Genomic DNA, 19,496 nt, shown 5'->3' on the forward strand with positions numbered 1-19,496 from the left:
CGGCCCTCACGGGAGGAACACCCTCCCCAGGGCCTCCTTCAACCCGCCCACCGTCGGCGGCTGGAGACAGGCCGCCAGATATCCGTCCGGACGTACGACGAACGCCGCGCCCTCGCCCGTCCCGTACTGTCGCGCGAACTCGCCCCGGCTGTCGTGGTGATGGGGGATGCCCGTCCATCGGTCCGGGGCGCCGGCGGGCAGGATCCGCTGCGTGTCCATCCGGCCGCCGGTCAACTCCCGTGCGGCGGAGGCGAGATCGGAGGGCGCGTCGCCGGCCGGGTGGTCCCCGTACACCAGCAGCACGTGCCCGCGACCGCGCAGCACGTCGAAGAGGCGCACCGGGTGGGCGGCGATGTCCCCGGTGAGGCCGCCGCAGTCCGGGGCCCGGTCGCCCGGCCGCAGCGGGGCCGGGTCGTCCGGGGCGAGGGGCGTCACCAGCGGGCTCTCCCGGTAGCCGACCAGGAGCTGGGCCTCGCGCAGCAGCAGCGTCTCCCGGTCCGTCGGGTCCGCCTGCACCCCCTCGGCGGCGTGCCGGACGGTCCGGCCCACCACCTCCTCGCCGACCGGGTGCCGCTCCGCGTCGTAACCGGCCAGCACCCGCGGCCCCGCCGCGCCCTCGACGGCGAGCGCCAGCTTCCACGCCAGGTTGCAGGCGTCCTGGATCCCGGTGTTCATGCCCTGGGCGCCGGTCGGCGGATGGATGTGCGCCGCGTCCCCGGCGACGAACACCCGGCCCTCCCCGTACCGGTCCACCAGCCGGTGGCTGATCCGGAACACCGACGACCAGCGCAGCGCGGACGCGGTGACCGGCTCCGGCGCCAGCCGGTCCAGGACCTTCTGGATGTCGGGGAGCGCGGGGGCCGTACCACCTTCCAGGCCGTGCGCCACCCCGTCACCGCCGCCCGCCGTCCCGGCTGCCTCCGCCTGCCGCGCGGCGGACAGCTCCGGCGGCACCAGCATCGACATCCGGTAGCGGCCGTTCCCCGGCAGCGGGATGCAGACCAGCAGATCGTCGATCGCGCCGTCCTCGCCGCGGTGCATCGAACGCACCCCGTACCCGGCCGGCAGATCCCACCCCACCTCCACATCGGCGAGCATGTACTCCTCCGGGAACGCGCCGCCCTCGAAGCTGAGCCCGAGCCCCTTGCGGACCGCCGAGTGCGCCCCGTCGCAGCCCACCAGGAACCGCGAGCGGACCTCCACCTCGTCCCCGGACGTCGTCGTCAGCCGGCTGGTCACCCCGGCGGGATCCTGGGCGAACGCCACCAGCGCGGTCGACCGCTCGATCCCGGTGCCGTGGCACCCGAGGAACTCCTCCAGAAGGCGCTCGGTGTCGCACTGCGGCAGCGCGGCGAAGCCGTACGGCACCTCGGGCGGCAGGACCAGCTCGACCCGGCCCTGCTCGGTCCCGTTCTCGTACGTCAGCTGCCCGCGCATCGGGACCGCCGCGTCCAGCACCTCCCGCACGATGCCCATCCGCTCGAAGAGCTCCAGGGTGCGCGGCTGGATGCCCACCGCCTTGGCGTACGGCAGCCGGGCGGGCAGCCGGTCCACGATCCGGCAGGCCACCCCCGCCCGCCGTAGCTCCGCGGCCAGCGTCAGGCCGACCGGGCCCGCGCCCACCACGAGGACGTCGGTCGATTCGCTGCGTGCCACCGGGGTCTCCCGTCGTGGGCCCCCCGCGTACGGTCCCCTCCATCGTCCTGCCCGCGGCGCCCATCGGCACCCGGGCGGCGCTCAGCCTCCCGCAGGCGGGGTCATCGCCCACCGGATGGTCCTGGTCAGGGCCTTCCCTGCGGGCCGTACGCAGATCTCCTCGACCCCCGGCACCCGGGGCAGCCGCAACGGCTCCCGGGCCCACGGCGGGAGCGTGGCCACGGCGTTCGCGGCGAGTACGGCGTACGGGGGACGGACCGGCCAGGGCAGCGGCGGGTGCAGGAGGATGAAGCGGGCCGCGTCCAGGGCCTCCCGGGTGGCGCGCAGCTCCGGGCGGTAGGCGGCGATGCGCTCCGCCAGCTCCGCCCGGTCGTGCGGCGGGTCGGGGATGCCGAGGGCGTGGGCGACCGTCGCCATGTCGTGGATGTACCCGTCGCACCCGGCACCGTCCAACGGCCTTTCCCCGTACCGCTGATGGGCGCGGAGGAAGCTGTCCACCTCGGCGATGTGCACCCAGCACAGGAGGTGCGGATCGGCCGCGTGGTAGGGCTCCCCGGAGGGCGCGGTCCCGCGCACCCGCTCGTGCACGGACCGTACGCGGTCCACCGCCTCCTGGGCGTGCTCGGCCGTGCCGAACGTGGTCACCGCCAGGAACGTGCTGGTCCGCTGGAGCCGCCCCCACGGATCACCCTTGAACCCCGAGTGCCCCGCGACGGCGGCCATGGCGAGGGGGTGCAGCGACTGGAGGAGCAGGGCGCGCAGCCCGCCGATGAACATGGACGCGTCCCCGTGCACCCGCCGCACCGGCCGGTCCGCGCCGAACCAGCGGGGGCCGGGGGTCTGGTGGATCCGGGCCCGGTTCTCCGGCCCGGAAGGCCCTGCCACCCGGGCGAAGAGGCTCCTGCCGAGCCGTTCCCGCACTCCGGAGCCGGGCGCCGCCTTGTCCATACGACCCAGTATGCGGGGGCGGCGCCCACCCGCCCAGGAGGCCCTACGGCACCCGGGCCGTCCACTGAGGCGTGGCGAACTTCGTCCGTACGAGCTCCTCGGCGCGGGCCAGCTCGGCGTCGGTCACGCTTCCGGTGGTGAGCCCGTGGCGCCTGCGGAACGAGTCGATCATCCGCTCGATCACCACCTGGCGCGGCAGTCCGGTCTGCCGCCGCAGCGGGTCCACGCGCTTCTTCGCCGACCGGGTGCCCTTGTCCGACATCTTCTCCTTGCCGATGCGGAGCACCTCCAGCATCTTGTCGGCGTCGATGTCGTACGCCATCGTCACGTGGTGCAGCACGGCCCCCGGCCCGCCGTCCGGCCCGACCACCCGCTTCTGCGCGGCCCCCGCGATCTTGCCGACCTCCGTGGCGATGTCGTTGAGCGGCTGGTACCAGGCCTTGATGCCCATGTCCGCGAGGGCTTCCAGGACCCAGTCGTCCAGATAGGCGTAACTGTCGGCGAAGGACAGCCCCGACACCAGCGCCTGCGGCACGGCGAGCGAGTACGTGATGGTGGAGCTGGGCTCGGCGAACATCGCGCCGCCGCCCGAGATCCGGCGTACGACGTCCACGCCGTGCCGCTCCACGCCCGCCGGGTCCACTTCGTTGCGCAGCGACTGGAAGCTGCCGATGATCACGGCGGGGGAGTCCCACTCCCAGACCCGTAGGGTCGGCGGCCGCAGCCCCGCCGCCACCTCTGCGGTGATCACCTCGTCCAGCGCCATGTGCAGCGCGGGCGACTGCGGGGCGTCGTGGATCAGCTGCCAGTCGTAGTCGCTCCACTCCGTGGCCTGCGCCAGCGCCCGGCGTACGGCGATGGCGACGCCCTCCGCGCTCAGTCCCAGCATCACCGTGGACTCGGGCAGCGCCGCCTCGATCCGGGCCACGAGCCCGGCGGTGTCCGTGGTGGCGGGGGCGCCCTCCAGCGCCGCGTCGATCGCGAGGATCGCCTCGTCCGGTTCGAGGAAGAAGTCCCCGGCGACCCTCACGTTCCGCAGCGCCCCGCCCGCCACCTCCAGGTCCACCACGACCAGCTTGCCGCCGGGAACCTTGTACTCACCGTGCACAGCGCCGCCTCCAGCTCTCTCCGGGGTCGCGGCTCGCCGCACGGAGCCGGACACAACCGGATACAACGCACATCACGGTGTGGATCATCCCCGACGCAGGGCGGGGACGCGACGGGGCGGGGCGAGGTCGTGGGCGGGCCGGCCCGCGGTGGCGGCCGTCGCCGAGGCCAGGGCGACGGCGCCGAGAACCGCGGCGGTGACCGGGAGTCCGGCATCGGTGGTCAGCAGGCCGGCGAGCGGGTACGTCAGCAGCCAGCAGGCGTGCGAGAGCGAGAACCGGGCGGCGAAGGCGGCCGGGAGGTCCGCGTCGGCGGTGGATCGCCGGATGACCCGGCCGCCGGGGGTGAGGACGGCGGAGGACGCGGCGCCGATCGCCGCCCAGGCCGCCAGGATCCCGGCCCAGGAACCGGTGCTCGGTGGGCGGGCGGTGAGTGCGGCGACAGCGGCCAGCACCACGGGAAGGGCGAAGGCGGCGGGGAGCATGACGGCACGGTCGGTGACGTGCCGCAGCAGGCGCGGCAGGAACAGCGCGGCCCCGATGGACCCCGCGCCGTACGCGGCCAGCGCCAGGGACACCGCTCCGGCGGGGCGGTCGAAGTGGTCGCGGACCACGACGACGGTGCTGACGAAGACGATCGCCCCGGCGGAGGCGACCGCGAGGTCGAGCGCCAGGAGCGCCCGCAGCCGCGGGGTGGTCCAGAACAGCCGGGTCCCGAAGACCGCCTTGGCGCACACGCCGCCACCGCGCTCGACGGGCACGGGCCTGGGCAGGACGACGCCGAGGACGAGGGCGGCGGAGGCCAGGAAGCCGACGGTGGTTCCGGCGAACAGCCAGGAGTAGGGGATCAGGGTCAGCAGACCGGCGGCCAGGACGGGGCTGAGCAGGCTCTCCAGGTCGTGGGCGAGCCGGGAGAGCGACAGGGCCCGGGTGTAGTCGCGCTCGTCGGGCAGCACCTCGGGGACGGTGGCCTGGAAGGCGGGGGTGAAGGCCGCCGACGCCGCCTGCAGCAGGAAGATCAGCGCGTAGATCTCCCAGACCTCGGTGATGAACGGCAGGGCCAGGGCGGCACCGGCACGGACGAGATCCGCCGCGACGAGCAGCGCCCGGCGGGGCAGCCTGTCCGCCAGCGCACCGATCACCGGAGCGATGCCGACGTAGGCGACCATCTTGATCGCCAGAGCCGTGCCCAGGACCGCCGATGCGCGGTCCCCGGCGATGTCGTACGCGAGCAGACTCAGGGCGACGGTGGCGAGCCCGGTCCCCGTCAGGGCGACGACCTGGGCGGTGAAGAGGTGTCGGTAGGTGCGGTTGCGCAGCACGGACAGCATCGGGTCCCGTCCCGTCCGGTCAGGCGGCGTGGGCGACCCCTTCATCGTAATCAACATGTGCGCACCTGTGCACGTGTTTGTGGGGGGTCGGCCCCTGCCGGTCCGACGGCCGGGAACGGTGGTGCTCAGTCGTGCGGGGGCAGTGCGCCGATCTGGTGGTCGGCGACGTTCAGTGCCTCTTCCACCAGACGGCGCAGGTGCCCGTGGCGCAGCCGGTACACGACGCGGCGGCCGTCCTTGCGCGAGGTCACCAGGCCGGCCAGGCGGAGTTTGGCGAGGTGCTGGCTGACCGAGGGCCGCGCGGCACCGCATGCCTCCGTGAGGGTGCCGACATCGGCCTCGCCGCGCCCGAGCCGCTCCAGCAGGGCCAGGCGGGTGCCGTCGGCGAGCAGGGCGAGGACCGAGACGGCCGTCGCCAGCCGCTCGGCCTGCTCCTGCGAACCGTGTGCACCTGCCTGATGCGTGCTTGCGCCCATGCCGCACATCGTAGGCCGCGGGTGACCGGACAGTGCTCGCACGTGCCCGCGGGCCGCCCGGTGCCCAGTCGGAATGCGTCAGCGGTGCGTGAACTCCGCGGGCCGTTTCTCGGTGAACGCCTTCATGCCCTCCTTCTGGTCGGCCGTCGCGAACACCGCGTGGAACAGGCGGCGTTCGAAGCGCACCCCCTCCGCGAGCGTCGTCTCGAAGGCCCGGTTCACCGCCTCCTTCGCCATCATCGCGACCGGCGCCGACATGCCCGAGACCGTCCCCGCGACCGCGAGCGCCTCCTCCAGCAGATCCGCGTCCGGCACGATCCGGGAGACGAGCCCGGCCCGCTCCGCCTCCTCGGCGTCCATGTTCCGGCCGGTCAGGCAGAGGTCCATCGCCTTCGCTTTGCCGACCGCCCGGGTCAGCCGCTGGGAGCCGCCGATCCCCGGGATCACGCCGAGCCGGATCTCCGGCTGCCCGAATACCGCCGTGTCCGAGGCGATCACCAGGTCGCACAGCATGGCCAACTCGCAGCCGCCGCCCAGGGCGTAGCCCCGCACGGCGGCGATCGTGGGCGTGCGCAGCTGACCGAGCCGGTCCCAGGCGGTGAACCAGTCGCTGAGGTACATGTCCATGTAGCTCTGCGGCTGCATCTCCTTGATGTCCGCCCCGGCCGCGAACGCCTTCTCCCCGCTGCCGGTGATGACGATGCAGCCGACGTCCGGGTCGCGGTCGAGCGCCTCCGTGGCCTCGACGGTCTCCCGCATGACGTCCAGGCTCAGCGCGTTGAGCGCCTTGGGACGGTTCAGGGTGAGCAGGGCGGTACGGCCCCGCCGCTCGACGAGGATGGTGCTGTACGGGCCCGGGGTGGGCGCGCTCTCGTTCTTCTCGCTCACGGGGTGGCGCCCTTCTCTGCGTCGTTGGTGGTGGAAGCGGCCCGGATGGCCCGGACGATCCCGGAGAAGTCCTGCTCCGCCCCGCCCTCTTCGGCGAATCGCGCGTACAACTCCGCTGCCCGCAGACCCAGTTCGGCGTCCACGCCACCCGCGCGCACCGCGTTGGCGGCCAGTCCGAGATCCTTGGCCATGAGCGGGGCGGCGAACCCGGGGCGGTAGTCGCGGTTGGCGGGGCTGCCCGGGACCGGGCCGGGGACCGGGCAGTTGACGGTCAGCGCCCAGCACTGGCCGGACGCCGCCGACGCCACGTCGAACAGCGCCTGATAGGAGAGACCGAGGCTCTCGGCGAGCACGAACGCCTCGCTCACGGCGATCATCGAGACGCCGAGGATCATGTTGTTGCAGATCTTCGCGGCCTGCCCGGCGCCCGCCGCCCCGCAGTGCACCGCCTTCCTGCCCATCACGGACAGCAGCGGTTCGGCCTCCGCGAACGCGGACTGCTCACCCCCGGCCATGAAGGTGAGCGTGCCCGCCTCGGCACCGACCACCCCGCCGGAGACCGGGGCGTCCAGGGAGCGGTGACCCGCCGCCGCGGCCGCCGCGTGGGCAGCGCGGGAGTCGGCCACATCGATGGTCGAGCAGTCGACGAACAGGGTGCCGGGCCGGGCGGCGGCGAGCAGTCCCTCCGGCCCGTACAGGGAGAGGACATGGCGGCCCGCGGGCAGCATCGTGATCACCACATCGGCGATCGCGGCGGCCTCGGCGGCGCTCCCCGCCCGCTCCACCCCGCTCTCCACGGCGGCGGTCAGGCACGACTCGACCAGGTCGTGGCCGACTACCCGGTGTCCTGCCCGGACGAGATTGGCGGCCATCGGGCCGCCCATGTGGCCCAGCCCGATGAAGGCGACGGTCGTGGTCACCAGGGCACCTCCTGCGGTGAGTCGGATACGGCGAGGGACAGCCCCTCGTCGCCGGTCGGTGCGAAGTACCGGGCCACGTCGGCGTCCGTGACCTCCACGAGCGTGCCGGGCGACCATCGGGGGGTCCGGTCCTTGTCGATCACCTGGGCCCGGATGCCCTCCACCAGGTCGGCGGAGGAGAGAGCGGCGCTGGAGACGCGGTACTCCTGCTCCAGAACCCTTTCCAGCGGACCGAGTTCGCGGGCGCGGCGCAGCGCGGCGAGGGCGACCTTCAGTGCGGTGGGGGAGCGGCCGAGGATCGTGGCGGCCGCCTCTCCGGCCGCCGGGGCGCCGGAGGCGAGCAGCCGCTCCACGATCTCCTCGACGGTGTCGGCGGCGTAACAGTGTTCGATCCAGGCCCGGTTGTCCTCCAGCACCCCGGGGGGAGCTTCCCGGACATGGCGGTGCAGCACCTGGGGGACCTCCTCCGTCCGCAGCGCGGCGAGGAACGCGGGCAGTTCGTCCGCCGGTACGAAGTGGTCGGCGAGCCCGCACAGCAGCGCGTCCCGGGCCCCCACCACCGCACCCGTCAGGGCGAGATGGGTGCCCAGCTCCCCGGGGGCCAGCGCCAGCAGATACGTCCCGCCGACATCCGGCACGAAGCCGATCCCGGTCTCCGGCATCGCCACCTTGGACCGCTCGGTGACGATCCGGACGCTGCCGTGCGCCGAAACGCCGACCCCGCCGCCCATCACGATGCCGTCCATGACCGCCACGTACGGCTTGGGGTAGCGGGCGATCCGGGCGTTGAGCCGGTACTCGTCGCGCCAGAACGCCGCCGACGCCTTCCCGCCCACGCGGGCGTCCTCGTAGATCGACCGGATGTCGCCGCCCGCGCACAGGCCGCGCTCCCCGGCCCCGGTGATGACGACGGTCCCCACCTCGGGGTCGTGCTCCCACCGGTCGAGCGCCGCCGCGATCGTCTCCACCATCGTGTGGGTGAGGGCGTTCAGCGCCTTCGGGCGGTTCAGGGTCACCACCCCCGTACGCCCCTCGGTGTGCACGAGCACGTGCTCCTCGGTCATCGCAGGGCTCCCGTCAGACTCCGGGCCACCATGACGCGCATGATCTCGTTGGTCCCTTCCAGGATCTGGTGGACCCGAAGGTCCCGGACGATCTTCTCGATGCCGTACTCGACCAGATAGCCGTAGCCGCCGTGCAGTTGGAGCGCCCGGTCGGCCACCGAGTAGCCGGTGTCCGTCGCGAAGTGCTTGGCCATCGCGCACAACTGCGGTGCACCGGCGGTGTTCCGGTCGAGCGCCTCGGCGGCCTGCCGCACCAGCGCCCGGGCGGCGGCCAGTTCGGTCGCCATGTCGGCCAGCCGGAACTGCAGCGCCTGCGCGTCCAGCAGCCGGCCGCCGAACGCCTCCCGGTCCGCGAGGTGGGCCAGGCTGCGGTCCAGGGCGTTCTGTGCGCCGCCCAACGAGCAGGCGGCGATGCCGAGCCGGCCGCCGTTCAGCCCGTTCATCGCGATGCGGAAGCCGCCGCCCTCCTCGCCGAGCAGCCGGTCGGCCGGGATGCGCACCCCGTCCATCAGGACCTGCCGGGTGGGCTGCGCGTTCCACCCCATCTTCTTCTCGTTGGCCCCGAACGACAGCCCGGGATCGTCCCGTTCGACGACGAACGCGGAGATGCCGCGCGGCCCGCCCTCACCGGTGCGGGCCAGCACGATGTAGACGTGCGAGGCGCCCGCCCCGGAGATGAACTGCTTCGTTCCCGTCAGCACGTAGTGGCCGCCGTCGCGCACCGCGCGGGTGCGCAGCGCCGCCGCGTCGGACCCGGCGCCCGGCTCGGTCAGGCAGTAGCTGCCGAGCTGCTCCATGGTGCAGAGTCCCGGCAGATAGTGGGCCCGCTGGTCCTCGGTCCCGTAACGGTCGATCATCCAGCCGACCATGTTGTGGATGGACAGATAGCCCGCGATGGAGGGGCAGCCGGTGGCCAGGGCCTCGAAGGCGAGGACCCCGTCGGAGCGGGTCAGCTCCGACCCGCCGAGGTCCTCCCGTACGTAGACACCGCCGAGGCCGAGGCCCGCCGCCTTGCGCAGGACGTCGACGGGGAAGTGCTTGTCCTGGTCCCAGGCCACGGCGTGCGGGGCCAGGTGTTCCTGGGCGAAGTCGAGGGTCGTCTCGACGACCGCGAACTGGTCGTCGGTGAGGAGCGTGGTCACGGTGCTCATCCCATGGTCGGAATCGTGAAGCTCGCGCCGTCCCGGATTCCCGAGGCGGGCCAGCGCGAAGTGACGGTCTTGGTACGGGTGTAGAAGCGGATGGCGTCCGGGCCGTGCTGGTTCAGATCGCCGAAGCCGGACCGCTTCCACCCGCCGAACGTGTGGTACGCCACCGGCACCGGGATCGGCACGTTGACGCCGACCATGCCGGTGTCGACGCGGCGCGTGAAGTCGCGGGCGGTGTCGCCGTCGCGGGTGAAGAGCGCGACGCCGTTGCCGTACGGGTGCTCCGAGGGCAGCCGCAGCGCCTCCTCGTAGTCCGCCGCACGGACGACGGACACCACCGGGCCGAAGATCTCCTCCTGGTAGATCCGCATGTCCGGGGTGACCCGGTCGAAGAGGGAAGCGCCCGCGAAGAAGCCGTCCTCGTGGCCCTCCAGGGTGAAGTCCCTCCCGTCCACGACCAGTTCGGCGCCCTCCTCGACGCCGAGGTCGACATAGCCGCGGACCCGGTCCACCGCGTCCGCGCCCACCAGCGGCCCGAAGTCGGCGTCCGGGTCGTCCGAGCGGCCGATCCGCAGCTCGGCGATCCGCTCGGTGAGCCGGGCGACCAGTGCGTCGGCGGTGGCCTCGCCGACCGGCACGGCCACCGAGATCGCCATGCACCGCTCGCCCGCCGAGCCATAACCGGCGCCGATCAGCGCGTCCACCGCCTGGTCCAGGTCGGCGTCCGGCATCACGATCATGTGGTTCTTCGCCCCGCCGAAACACTGGGCCCGCTTGCCGTGGGCGGCGGCGGTGGCGTAGATGTGCGCGGCGATCGGCGTCGAGCCGACGAAGCCGAGCGCCTTGACGCGCGGGTCCTCCAGGAGGGTGTCCACGGCCTCCTTGCCGCCGTTGACGACGTTGAGGACGCCGGGCGGCAGACCCGCCTCCAGGAACAGTTCGGCCAGCCGCAGCGGCACCGACGGGTCCCGCTCGGACGGCTTGAGAATGAAGGCGTTTCCGCAGGCCAGAGCCGGTGCGGCCTTCCAGAGTGGGATCATCGCCGGGAAGTTGAACGGGGTGATGCCCGCGACCACCCCGAGCGGCCGGCGCAGCGAGTGGACGTCGATCCCGGCGCCCGCGTTGTCGCTGAACTCGCCCTTCAGCAGATGGGGGACGCCTGCGGCGAACTCCACCACGTCCAGTCCGCGCGCGATGTCGCCGTGCGCGTCGGCCACGGTCTTGCCGTGCTCGGAGGAGAGCAGCCGGGCCAGGGAGTCCTTCTCCTTCTCCACCAGCTGGAGGAAGCGCAGCAGCACGCGGGCGCGGCGCTGCGGGTTCCACTCGCCCCACTCGCGCTGCGCCTCGACGGCGTCGGCGATCGCCGCCTCGGTCTCGGCCCGGTCGGCCAGCGGAACCCGGGCCTGCACCCGGCCGGTGTTGGGGTCGAAGACATCGCCGAAGCCGCCCGAGGTGCCGGACGTGTGCTTGCCGCCGATGAAATGGGTGAGTTCGCGGACCATGGAAACCTGCTCTCGTCGGTGAGATCGTCAGGAGAGATCCGGGGATGGCGCACGGCTGCCACCGGCCCACGCACCGGTCGGGTGCACGGGGGCGCGGAAGGGCTACCGCCGGAGGGGGACGCGAAGGGCGGAGGCCGTCAGGGGGCGCGGAGAACCGCTCGCCGGGACGTGCCTGCGGGGCCGTGGGTGCGGACCGGTGCCATGCGTGTCTGCTCCATCCTCGTGGAAACACGGAACATCCCGCGGCCGGTATCCTGACTCCCGGATCGACGCCCGTCCCCCTGCCTTCCCGACGGCTGCTGCACCGTCAGTGGCGTGTCCTGCGAGGACGGACTCCCCGGTCACAGTGGCGGGACCGCGCCGGAATCACACCGGCTTCCCTGACACCACGGGCCTTGAGGGCGGTCAGCTGCACACCGACCACCCCGCTGCTCACGAACATATAGTTGGACGTCCTAGTAAGTCCACCCCGCCTCGCCCCTGGCATGATCGGCCGACATGGCAGACAAGACAGGCATGGCAGATACCGACGAGGCCCCCCGGCACATCCTGGTCATCGGCATGGGCGCCGGCGACCCCGACCACCTGACCCTCGCCGCGGTGAAGGCCATGCGCCGGGCCGACGTCTTCTTCGTGCTCGGCAAGGGCAGGGAGAAGGAGTCCCTGACCCGCCTGCGGCGAGACATCCTCGACGAGCACCTGACCGGCCCCTACCGCGTGGTGGAGGCCGACGACCCGTGGCGCGACCGGACCCAGGACGATGCCACGCGCTACACCTCGGCGGTGCACGACTGGCGCCACCGCCGCGCCGACATCTGCGAACGCCTGATCATCGAGGAGCTCGCACCGGGGCGGTGCGGAGCCTTCCTGGTGTGGGGCGACCCGGCCCTGTACGACAGCACGCTCGCGATCCTCGACGACATCCGGGGGCGCGGCACGGTGGAATTCGGCCACGAGGTGATCCCCGGCATCAGCAGCGTCTCGGCCCTCGCCGCCCGGCACCGCGTCACCCTGAACCAGGTCGGCCGCCCCATCCACATCACCCCCGGCCGACGGCTGGCCCAGGGCTTCCCCGAGGACGACGGCGACATCGTCGTGATGCTCGACGGCCATGAGACCTTCACCCACCTGACGGGCCGGGGCCTGTGGATCCACTGGGGCGCGTACATCGGCACCCCCGACGAGATCCTGGTCTCCGGCCCGCTCGACGAGGTGGCCGACGAGATCAGCCGCGTGCGCGCGGAGGCCCGCGAACGGCACGGCTGGATCATGGACACCTATCTGCTGCGGCAGGGACCGCGCGGCGAGAAGGCGGCGGCCGGCGAGGAGGCGGCGGGCCGCCCGGCGGACGGCGCGGACGGTTCGGTGGGCGGCCCGCTCGGCTGACCGGCCGGGGTCAGCGCCGGGATTCGTGTTCCCGGATGACGCCCAGTCCATGACCGAGGCTCGGGCACTCGGCGCTCAGGTCGTCGCCCCGCACCAGGTAGTTGTCCACCCGGCCGTCCGTCGGCCGTTCGACGGCGCGGTACTGCGTGCCGTTCACGGTGATCGTCCAGTCGTCGCCGTCCTGGGCCCACCCGACTGTCTTCTTCATATGACGTTTTCCGTTCCTCGATCGGCCCTCCGGGGATCGGCAGGGCCGTGTAGTGGGAAGAAGAACGGCTTGTGACGCTCCGTGGTTCCGCATTCCCCTACGCCATTCGGTTACATCTGGGTCACTGCCTCCGCACAGTCGAGACGGGCGACCTGACCGGCGGTCAGGGAGCGGGTGGCGAACAGCCGAACGGTCGGGGAATCTGATGGGCGCCGGCGCGCCGCTCGGGGGACGGCGGCTCCGGATCGCCGGAAAAGGGCCGCCCCGTGTCTCACATCACCGTCCGAAGTGTGAACAACGGTGTGCGCCCGGCGGTCGTCCCCTTAGGCTGGCCGGTGCAGCTGGTTCGCCCTGTCCGCCAGGCAGGGTGTCGTAAGAGGGAACCCGGTGGGAATCCGGGACTGCCCCGCAGCGGTGAGTGGGAACGACCGCCGTCATACGCACTGGGCCCGACCGGGTCTGGGAAGCGACGGCCACTAGGTGTCTGCCCCGGCAGACGTGCCCGCGAGTCCGAAGACCTGCCCGTTGCCCGCACGCGACCGTTCGCGTGCGGAGTTCTCGGTGACCTCGTGGGCGGGTCGACGGAACCATCAGGTGGACGGGCACGGTTCGACGTGGCCCGGAGTCCGCCCGATGCGTCATCCCTTCGCGTCCGCGTCCCGTCCCGGGATCTGCACCGCAGACACGCTCGCGAAGGAGAGTCACGTGACAGCGAAGCCCGCAGCCGCGGCAGCACGGGCCACCGTGTACGGCTACCCCCGCCAGGGTCAGAACCGTGAACTGAAGAAGGCCATCGAGGGCTACTGGAAGGGCCGCGTCACCGCGGACGCCCTCCGGCAGACCGCCGCCGAACTGCGCCGGGGAACATGGCAGCAGCTCGCCGAGGCCGGTGTCCACGAAGTGCCGACCGGTGATTTCTCGTACTACGACCATGTCCTGGACACCAGCGTCATGGTCGGCGCTGTCCCCGAGCGGCACCGCGACGCGGTCCGCGCCGACGCCCTCGACGGCTACTTCGCCATGGCCCGCGGTACGCAGGACGTCGCGCCGCTGGAGATGACGAAGTGGTTTGACACCAACTACCACTACCTGGTGCCCGAGTTGGGCCCGGACACGGTGTTTACGGCGGACTCGACCAAGCAGGTCGCCGAGTTCAAGGAGGCCCTCGCGCTCGGCCACACCCCGCGCCCGGTCCTCGTCGGCCCCGTCACCTACCTCCTGCTCGCCAAGGCGGCCCCCGGTGTGGCCGCCGACTTCGAGCCGCTGACCCTGCTGGACCGGCTGCTGCCCGTGTACGCCGAGGTCCTCGCCGACCTGCGTGCGGCGGGCGCCGAGTGGGTGCAGATCGACGAGCCCGCCCTCGTCCAGGACCGTACCCCGGCCGAGCTGAACGCCGCCGCCCGCGCCTACCGCGACCTCGGCGGTCTCACCGACCGGCCCAAGCTGCTGGTGGCCTCCTACTTCGGGCGGCTCGGCGAGGCGCTGGCGGTCCTGGCCAAGGCCCCCGTCGACGGGCTCGCGCTCGACTTCACCGAGACCGGCGCGGGCAACCTCGACGACCTCGCGGCCGCCGGCGGGCTGCCCGGCAAGCGGCTGGTCGCAGGCGTCGTCAACGGCCGCAACATCTGGATCAACGACTACGAGAAGTCCCTCGCCACCCTCGGCACCCTGCTCGGCCTCGCCGACCACGTCGATGTCTCCGCCTCCTGCTCCCTGCTGCACGTCCCGCTGGACGCGAAGGCCGAGCGCGACATCGACCCGCAGATCACCCGCTGGCTCGCGTTCGCCCGGCAGAAGACCGAGGAGATCGTCGTCCTGGCCCGCGGTCTGGCCTCCGGCACGGACGCCATCGCGGCCGAACTCGCCGCCAACCGGGCCGACCTGGCCTCCCGCGCCGATGCCGCGATCACCCGCGACCCGGCGGTGCGCGCCCGTACGGCGGCCATCACCGACGCGGACGGCCGCCGCTCCCAGCCGTACGCCGAGCGGACGCTCGCCCAGCGGGCGCACCTCGGGCTGCCGCTGCTGCCGACCACGACCATCGGCTCGTTCCCGCAGACCACCGAACTGCGCACCGCGCGCGCCGACTTGCGTGCGGGCCGGATCGACGAGGCGGGTTACGAGGAGCGCATCAAGGACGAGATCCGCGAGGTCCTCTCCTTCCAGGAGAAGGCCGGGATCGACGTCCTCGTGCACGGCGAGCCCGAACGCAACGACATGGTGCAGTACTTCGCCGAGCAGCTCACCGGCTACCTCGCCACCCAGCACGGCTGGGTCCAGTCGTACGGCACCCGTTACGTCCGCCCGCCGGTCCTCGCCGGTGACATCTCGCGCCCCGAGCCGATGACGGTGCGCTGGACCGCGTACGCGCAGTCGCTCACCGACCGCCCGGTCAAGGGCATGCTCACCGGGCCGGTCACCATGCTCGCCTGGTCCTTCGTCCGCGACGACCAGCCGCTCGGCGAGACCGCCCGCCAGGTGGCCCTCGCCCTGCGTGACGAGGTGAACGACCTGGAGGCGAACGGCACTTCGGTGATCCAGGTCGACGAACCCGCGCTGCGCGAGACGCTCCCGCTGCGCGCCGCCGACCACGCCGCCTACCTGGACTGGGCGACGGAGTCCTTCCGCCTCGCCACCGCCGGGGTGCGGCCGGACACCCAGATCCACACCCATATGTGCTACGCCGAGTTCGGCGACATCGTCCAGGCCATCGACGACCTCGACGCCGACGTCATCAGCCTGGAAGCCGCCCGCTCCCACATGCAGGTCGCCCGCGAACTGGCAGGCCACGGCTACCCGCGCGAGGCCGGACCCGGCGTCTACGACATCCACTCACCCCGCATCCCCAGCACCGAGGAGGCAGCGGCCCTGCTCCGCAAGGGACTTGAGGCCATCCCCGCCGAGCGGCTGTGGGTGAACCCCGACTGCGGCCTGAAGACCCGTGGCTGGCCCGAGACCCGGGCCTCCCTGGAGAACCTGGTCGCCGCCGCGCGGGGGATCCGCGCGGAGCTGCCCACCGAAGCGGCGTGATCCGGGCCCGGTGCGGGAGCGGCCACCGCCGCTCCCGCACCGGGCCGTACCGTGGATGCGCTACGACGACCCGGCCCCGTGGCGCATGCGCGAACCGGCCGGGAACTGCTCGACCATGTCGCCGCCCGCACCCGGCAGAGGGATGGGCTCGACGACGTGACGCGCTGCGCACGGCGGCGGAGTGCCGGCCCTCCCCGCCCGGCTCGACGCCTACCGGGAGAGCGTCGGGTCCGCTCCCGCGCCCCGTAGCCCGCTGCCGCTCGACACCCTTGCCCTGGCCGCGCTCGCCGTTCAGGTGCACGGATGGGAACTGGGCGTCCGCTCCGGTTATCTGCCGGCCGAACTGCTGGGCTCCCCGGACGCACTGTGCCGAGCGGCGGAGTCGGAGCCCGACAACTCGGTTCCCTGGTACGCGAAGTAGCCTCGCTGAGCAGGCGGATCGCGCGTCGTTCACACCCTCGAAGTTAGGTTAGCCTAACCAGTGAACCCCGGTGGTGGATCTTTCCGCCTCCGGAGTCGCCCCGCGGCCCCCCGCTTCCGTACGACGTGTCCGCACCACGACCGAAGGTCCTCGCCATGCCGCCTGCTCCCCTCCCGACCCCCGGTGAACCCTCCGTGGAACGTGGAGGGTTGGGCACGAGGGCCGGTACGCCGTCGAGTCCCGGCGCCGAGGGCGTACGGGGAGGGCTCGTCGCGGGCGGTGCACAGGGGCCGGAGCACCTGCGGCCCCTCACCGCCGTCGTCCTGGACGCCTTGGGGGACGCCGCCCGGGCGCGGGGCGGGCCGCTGCCCGCAGGAGGGCCCGAGGCCGTGGAACAGAACACGCGCGCCCTCTGCTCCCCGGTCCTGCCGGAGGAGGGCATCGGGCCCGAAGCCGCGCTCGGCGACCTCGTGCGCGCGGTCGCGGAAGGGGCGGCGGAGCCGGCCGACCCCGCCTGCGTCGCCCATCTGCACTGCCCGCCGCTCGCCGTGGCCGTCGCGGCAGAGCTGGCGGGGGCGGCCCTCAACCCCTCCATGGACTCCTGGGACCAGGCGCCCGCCGCCGGGGTGATCGAGGAGCTGACCACCGCCGCCCTGGCCCGGCTCGTCCACCCCGCGGCCCCCGCCCCCGACGCGCTCATCACCAGCGGCGGCACCGAGTCCAACCTCGTCGCCCTGCTCCTCGCCCGGGAACGCGCGGCAGGCGGCCCGCTGCGCGTGGTCACCGGCGCCAACGCCCACCACAGCGTCCACCGCGCCGCCTGGATGCTCGGCCTGCCCGCTCCCACGGTCGTCGCCTGCAGCAAAGGCCGGATCGACCCGGCCGCCCTCGACCGTGCCCTCACCGGCCTCGCGGGATCGCCGCTCCTGGTCGTCGCCACCGCAGGGACCACCGACGAGGGGCGCATCGACCCGCTCCCGGAGATCGCCCGCATCGCCGAACGGCACACGGCCCAGCTCCACGTCGATGCCGCGTACGGCGGCCCGCTGCTGTTCAGCGAGCGTCTGGCTCCGCAGCTCGCGGGTCTGGAGCACGCCGCCACCGTCACGTTCGACCTGCACAAACTCGGCTGGCAGCCGGTCGCCGCGGGGGTGCTGGCCGTCGCCGACGCCGCGATGCTCGCCCCGCTGTCCCTGCGCGCCGACTACCTCAACGCCGACGACGACACCGAGGCCGGACTCCCGGACCTGCTGGGCCGCTCGATCCGCACCACCCGACGCCCCGACGCCCTGAAGATGGCGGTCACCTTCCGGGCCCTCGGACGCCGAGGACTCGCGGAACTGGTCGAGCACTGCGTGCGTACGGCTGAAGAATTCGGCCGGGCCGTCGACGCGCACCCCCGGCTCCGCCTGCGCCCCGGCGGGATCGGGATCAGCACCGTGCTGTTCCGCCCCGCCGTGGCCGACGCGGTGAGCGACGAGGCGGGCGACGCCGTGGTCGCCGCCGTCCGCCGCATCCTGCTCGCCGAGGGGCGGGCCGTCCTCGGCCGGGCGGTGGCGGAGGACGGCGACGGCCGCAGCCGCCTCTGGCTGAAGGCCACCCTGCTGCACCCGGACGCCGCGACGACTGATCTGCTCCCGCTGCTCGACCTCGTCACGGCGGCGGCGGACCGCGCCCTGCGGGAAGCTTCGGCGGCCGAAGATACCGAGGTCCCCGAGACGGAAAGGCTGTCGCCATGACGTCGACGATGCGCACGACTCGCCCGGGACCGACCCCCGCCGCACCCGCGACCCCCGCCGGAGGAACCCGATGACACCCGGACCGCGCACGCCGCCCCTCGATCTGCTGGGCGTGGGGGCAGGGCCCTTCAACCTTTCCCTCGCCGCACTGGCCGACGGCGTTCCCGGGCTGCGCACGGCATTTCACGAGCAGCGCGCCGCGTTCCACTGGCACCCCGGGCTGCTCATCGAGGGCGCGACCCTGCAAGTGCCCTTCCTGGCGGACCTGGTGAGCCTCGTCGAGCCCACAAGCCCTTGGTCGTACCTCAATTACATCAAGGTCCGCCGCAGGCTCTTCCCGTTCTACTTCGCCGAGCGCTTCCACATCCACCGCTCGGAGTTCGACAACTATCTGCGCTGGGTGAGCACCGAACTGCCCTCCACCCGATTCGGCCACCGCGTCGACACCGTCGCCTGGGACCCCGGACAGGGCGCGTTCGCCGTGGAGTTCACCCGGCTCGGCCCCGACGGGGAGACGCTCACGAGCGGGCTGACCCACGCCCGTAACCTCGCCCTCGGTGTGGGTACGGCACCCCATGTGCCCGAACCGCTGCGGGAGCTGGTCCGGGACCCCACCTCCGTCGTGCTGCACTCGGCGGACTATCTCGCCCAGCGGGACCGGCTGCTGGCCGCCCGCCACATCACGGTCATCGGCTCGGGGCAGTCGGGCGCCGAAGTCCTGCTGGACCTGCTGCGCTCCCGGCCCGAGGGGGCGGAGGGGCTGACCTGGCTGGCCCGTACGCCGGCCTTCGCCCCCATGGAGTACAGCAAGATCGGCCTGGAACAGTTCACCCCCGACTACACCCGCTACTTCCACGGCCTTCCGCAGGCCACCCGGGACCGGCTGCTGCCCCGCCAGTGGCAGCTGTACAAGGGCGTCAGCGGGGACACGCTCGGGGACATCCACGACGAGCTGTACCGGCGCAGTCTCGGCGGCGAGTGGCCCGACGTCACGCTCACGCCCGGCATCGAGGTCACCGGTGCCGCCACCACGGGCGCGGACAGGATCGAACTGAGCGTCGAGCACGGCCAGCAGGAAACGCGGGGCCGACTCGTCACGGACGCCGTCGTGCTCGCCACCGGCTACCGGGAGCGCCCGGTCGACAAGCTGCTCGCGGCCCTCGACTCGTACGTCGTCCGCGACGAGGCGGGGCGTCCGCAGGTCGACGCGGCCCAACGGCTCGTGCTCGCACCGGAGATCGCCGGTTCCGTCTTCGTGCAGAACGCCGAACGGCACACGCACGGCATCGGCACACCGGACCTGGGCCTGGCCGCCTGGCGTTCCGCCGTCATCGTCAACGCGCTGACGGGCAAGGAGTTCTACCCGCTGCCGGAGCGCACGGCCTTCACCACGTTCGGCCTCGGCACGCAGGACCGGGACGACCGGGACCCTTCGGTACGTCCTGCCGAAGAGCGACGGTGACAGAACGCGGCCGGGCCGCACGGTGTGAAGTTTCACCGTGCGGCCCGGCCGCGTTCTGTGCACCAGGAGGTCAGCCCTTGCGGGTGTTGATGTCCTCGGTGAGCTGGGGAACGACGGTGAAGAGGTCACCGATCACGCCGTAGTCGACGAGTTCGAAGATCGGGGCTTCGGCGTCCTTGTTGATCGCGACGATCGTCTTCGAGGTCTGCAT

General features: G+C 72.8%; 15 protein-coding genes, 2 pseudogenes and 2 riboswitches. Of the genes and pseudogenes, 5 read left to right on the plus strand and 12 right to left on the minus strand.

The features are described from left to right. Positions 1-6: 6 nt before the first annotated feature. The 10 genes from IE134_RS32515 to IE134_RS32560 all read right to left on the minus strand — a co-directional run bounded on the left by IE134_RS32515 (position 7) and on the right by IE134_RS32560 (position 11,039). Complete coding sequence (locus IE134_RS32515; RefSeq protein WP_189432552.1) at positions 7-1,656, minus strand: FAD-dependent monooxygenase; 1,650 nt, start codon at positions 1,654-1,656, stop codon at positions 7-9. Positions 1,657-1,737: 81 nt separating this feature from the next. After that, entirely contained in the window at positions 1,738-2,604 is an 867-nt protein-coding gene (locus IE134_RS32520) for an oxygenase MpaB family protein (RefSeq protein ID WP_097887275.1), read from the minus strand. Between the two features lie 43 nt (positions 2,605-2,647). After that, positions 2,648-3,712 carry a lipoate-protein ligase LplAB gene (gene lplAB / locus IE134_RS32525; RefSeq protein ID WP_030722732.1) on the minus strand — a complete coding sequence of 355 codons (1,065 nt, stop codon included), beginning with the start codon at positions 3,710-3,712 and terminating at the stop codon, positions 2,648-2,650. Positions 3,713-3,796: 84 nt separating this feature from the next. Beyond that, positions 3,797-5,041, minus strand: a complete 1,245-nt coding sequence (locus IE134_RS32530; protein WP_189432567.1) for an MFS transporter — start codon at positions 5,039-5,041, stop codon at positions 3,797-3,799. Positions 5,042-5,166: 125 nt separating this feature from the next. Continuing rightward, on the minus strand, positions 5,167-5,517 hold the full coding sequence (locus tag IE134_RS32535; protein ID WP_030722738.1) for an ArsR/SmtB family transcription factor: 351 nt from the start codon (positions 5,515-5,517) through the stop codon (positions 5,167-5,169). Positions 5,518-5,595: 78 nt separating this feature from the next. Further along, positions 5,596-6,405: an enoyl-CoA hydratase gene (locus tag IE134_RS32540; protein ID WP_030722740.1), complete on the minus strand. Its 810-nt coding sequence runs from the start codon at positions 6,403-6,405 to the stop codon at positions 5,596-5,598. Then, a complete protein-coding gene (gene mmsB, locus IE134_RS32545) occupies positions 6,402-7,325 on the minus strand; it encodes a 3-hydroxyisobutyrate dehydrogenase (protein ID WP_189432554.1) in 924 nt (307 codons plus the stop codon). The genes IE134_RS32540 and mmsB overlap by 4 nt, the downstream gene beginning before the upstream one ends. Further along, entirely contained in the window at positions 7,322-8,389 is a 1,068-nt protein-coding gene (locus IE134_RS32550) for an enoyl-CoA hydratase/isomerase family protein (RefSeq protein ID WP_098019950.1), read from the minus strand. Before IE134_RS32550 ends, mmsB begins: the two co-directional genes overlap by 4 nt. Continuing rightward, on the minus strand, positions 8,386-9,540 hold the full coding sequence (locus IE134_RS32555; protein ID WP_189432556.1) for an acyl-CoA dehydrogenase family protein: 1,155 nt from the start codon (positions 9,538-9,540) through the stop codon (positions 8,386-8,388). The genes IE134_RS32550 and IE134_RS32555 overlap by 4 nt, the downstream gene beginning before the upstream one ends. Then, the gene (locus IE134_RS32560) at positions 9,537-11,039 is read right to left on the minus strand and encodes a CoA-acylating methylmalonate-semialdehyde dehydrogenase (protein ID WP_030722753.1); all 1,503 of its coding nucleotides are present in this window, start codon (positions 11,037-11,039) and stop codon (positions 9,537-9,539) included. Before IE134_RS32560 ends, IE134_RS32555 begins: the two co-directional genes overlap by 4 nt. Positions 11,040-11,266: 227 nt before the next feature. Then, a riboswitch (cobalamin riboswitch) is annotated at positions 11,267-11,445 on the minus strand. 92 nt (positions 11,446-11,537) lie between these two features. Between IE134_RS32560 and cobF the strand changes: the two genes are divergently transcribed. Continuing rightward, the gene (cobF, locus tag IE134_RS32565; RefSeq protein WP_229823804.1) at positions 11,538-12,425 is read left to right on the plus strand and encodes a precorrin-6A synthase (deacetylating); all 888 of its coding nucleotides are present in this window, start codon (positions 11,538-11,540) and stop codon (positions 12,423-12,425) included. Between the two features lie 10 nt (positions 12,426-12,435). Here the strand turns inward: cobF and IE134_RS32570 are convergent, their stop codons facing one another. Next, a complete protein-coding gene (locus tag IE134_RS32570) occupies positions 12,436-12,633 on the minus strand; it encodes a hypothetical protein (RefSeq protein WP_010064026.1) in 198 nt (65 codons plus the stop codon). A 325-nt stretch (positions 12,634-12,958) separates the two neighbouring features. Then, positions 12,959-13,173, plus strand: a riboswitch (cobalamin riboswitch). A 165-nt stretch (positions 13,174-13,338) separates the two neighbouring features. Here IE134_RS32570 and metE point away from each other — a divergent pair. The 4 genes and pseudogenes from metE to IE134_RS32590 all read left to right on the plus strand — a co-directional run bounded on the left by metE (position 13,339) and on the right by IE134_RS32590 (position 19,285). Further along, positions 13,339-15,663, plus strand: a complete 2,325-nt coding sequence (gene metE, locus IE134_RS32575; RefSeq protein WP_030722759.1) for a 5-methyltetrahydropteroyltriglutamate--homocysteine S-methyltransferase — start codon at positions 13,339-13,341, stop codon at positions 15,661-15,663. A gap of 187 nt (positions 15,664-15,850) precedes the next feature. After that, positions 15,851-16,084: pseudogene (locus IE134_RS32580) on the plus strand (Imm49 family immunity protein); the annotation flags it as partial. A 155-nt stretch (positions 16,085-16,239) separates the two neighbouring features. Further along, the gene (locus IE134_RS32585; RefSeq protein ID WP_229823806.1) at positions 16,240-17,823 is read left to right on the plus strand and encodes a pyridoxal phosphate-dependent decarboxylase family protein; all 1,584 of its coding nucleotides are present in this window, start codon (positions 16,240-16,242) and stop codon (positions 17,821-17,823) included. Positions 17,824-17,893: 70 nt separating this feature from the next. Further along, the gene (locus IE134_RS32590; RefSeq protein WP_189432561.1) at positions 17,894-19,285 is read left to right on the plus strand and encodes a lysine N(6)-hydroxylase/L-ornithine N(5)-oxygenase family protein; all 1,392 of its coding nucleotides are present in this window, start codon (positions 17,894-17,896) and stop codon (positions 19,283-19,285) included. 70 nt (positions 19,286-19,355) lie between these two features. Here the strand turns inward: IE134_RS32590 and IE134_RS32595 are convergent. Continuing rightward, positions 19,356-19,496, minus strand: a pseudogene (locus IE134_RS32595) (electron transfer flavoprotein subunit alpha/FixB family protein); the annotation flags it as partial.

It is taken from the genome of Streptomyces rubiginosohelvolus (genome assembly GCF_014649875.1).
Classification (GTDB): Bacteria; Actinomycetota; Actinomycetes; order Streptomycetales; family Streptomycetaceae; genus Streptomyces; species Streptomyces rubiginosohelvolus.

Excerpts from the sequence above, each read along its gene's own strand:
- IE134_RS32530 (WP_189432567.1), bottom strand. The coding sequence starts at position 5,041 with ATGCTGTCCGTGCTGCGCAACCGCACCTACCGACACCTCTTCACCGCC.
- IE134_RS32555 (WP_189432556.1), bottom strand. The coding sequence starts at position 9,540 with ATGAGCACCGTGACCACGCTCCTCACCGACGACCAGTTCGCGGTCGTC.
- IE134_RS32570 (WP_010064026.1), bottom strand. The coding sequence starts at position 12,633 with ATGAAGAAGACAGTCGGGTGGGCCCAGGACGGCGACGACTGGACGATC.
- IE134_RS32585 (WP_229823806.1), top strand. The coding sequence starts at position 16,240 with ATGCCGCCTGCTCCCCTCCCGACCCCCGGTGAACCCTCCGTGGAACGT.
- IE134_RS32560 (WP_030722753.1), bottom strand. The coding sequence starts at position 11,039 with ATGGTCCGCGAACTCACCCATTTCATCGGCGGCAAGCACACGTCCGGC.
- cobF (WP_229823804.1), top strand. The coding sequence starts at position 11,538 with ATGGCAGACAAGACAGGCATGGCAGATACCGACGAGGCCCCCCGGCAC.
- IE134_RS32520 (WP_097887275.1), bottom strand. The coding sequence starts at position 2,604 with ATGGACAAGGCGGCGCCCGGCTCCGGAGTGCGGGAACGGCTCGGCAGG.
- IE134_RS32550 (WP_098019950.1), bottom strand. The coding sequence starts at position 8,389 with ATGACCGAGGAGCACGTGCTCGTGCACACCGAGGGGCGTACGGGGGTG.
- IE134_RS32535 (WP_030722738.1), bottom strand. The coding sequence starts at position 5,517 with ATGGGCGCAAGCACGCATCAGGCAGGTGCACACGGTTCGCAGGAGCAG.
- IE134_RS32590 (WP_189432561.1), top strand. The coding sequence starts at position 17,894 with ATGACACCCGGACCGCGCACGCCGCCCCTCGATCTGCTGGGCGTGGGG.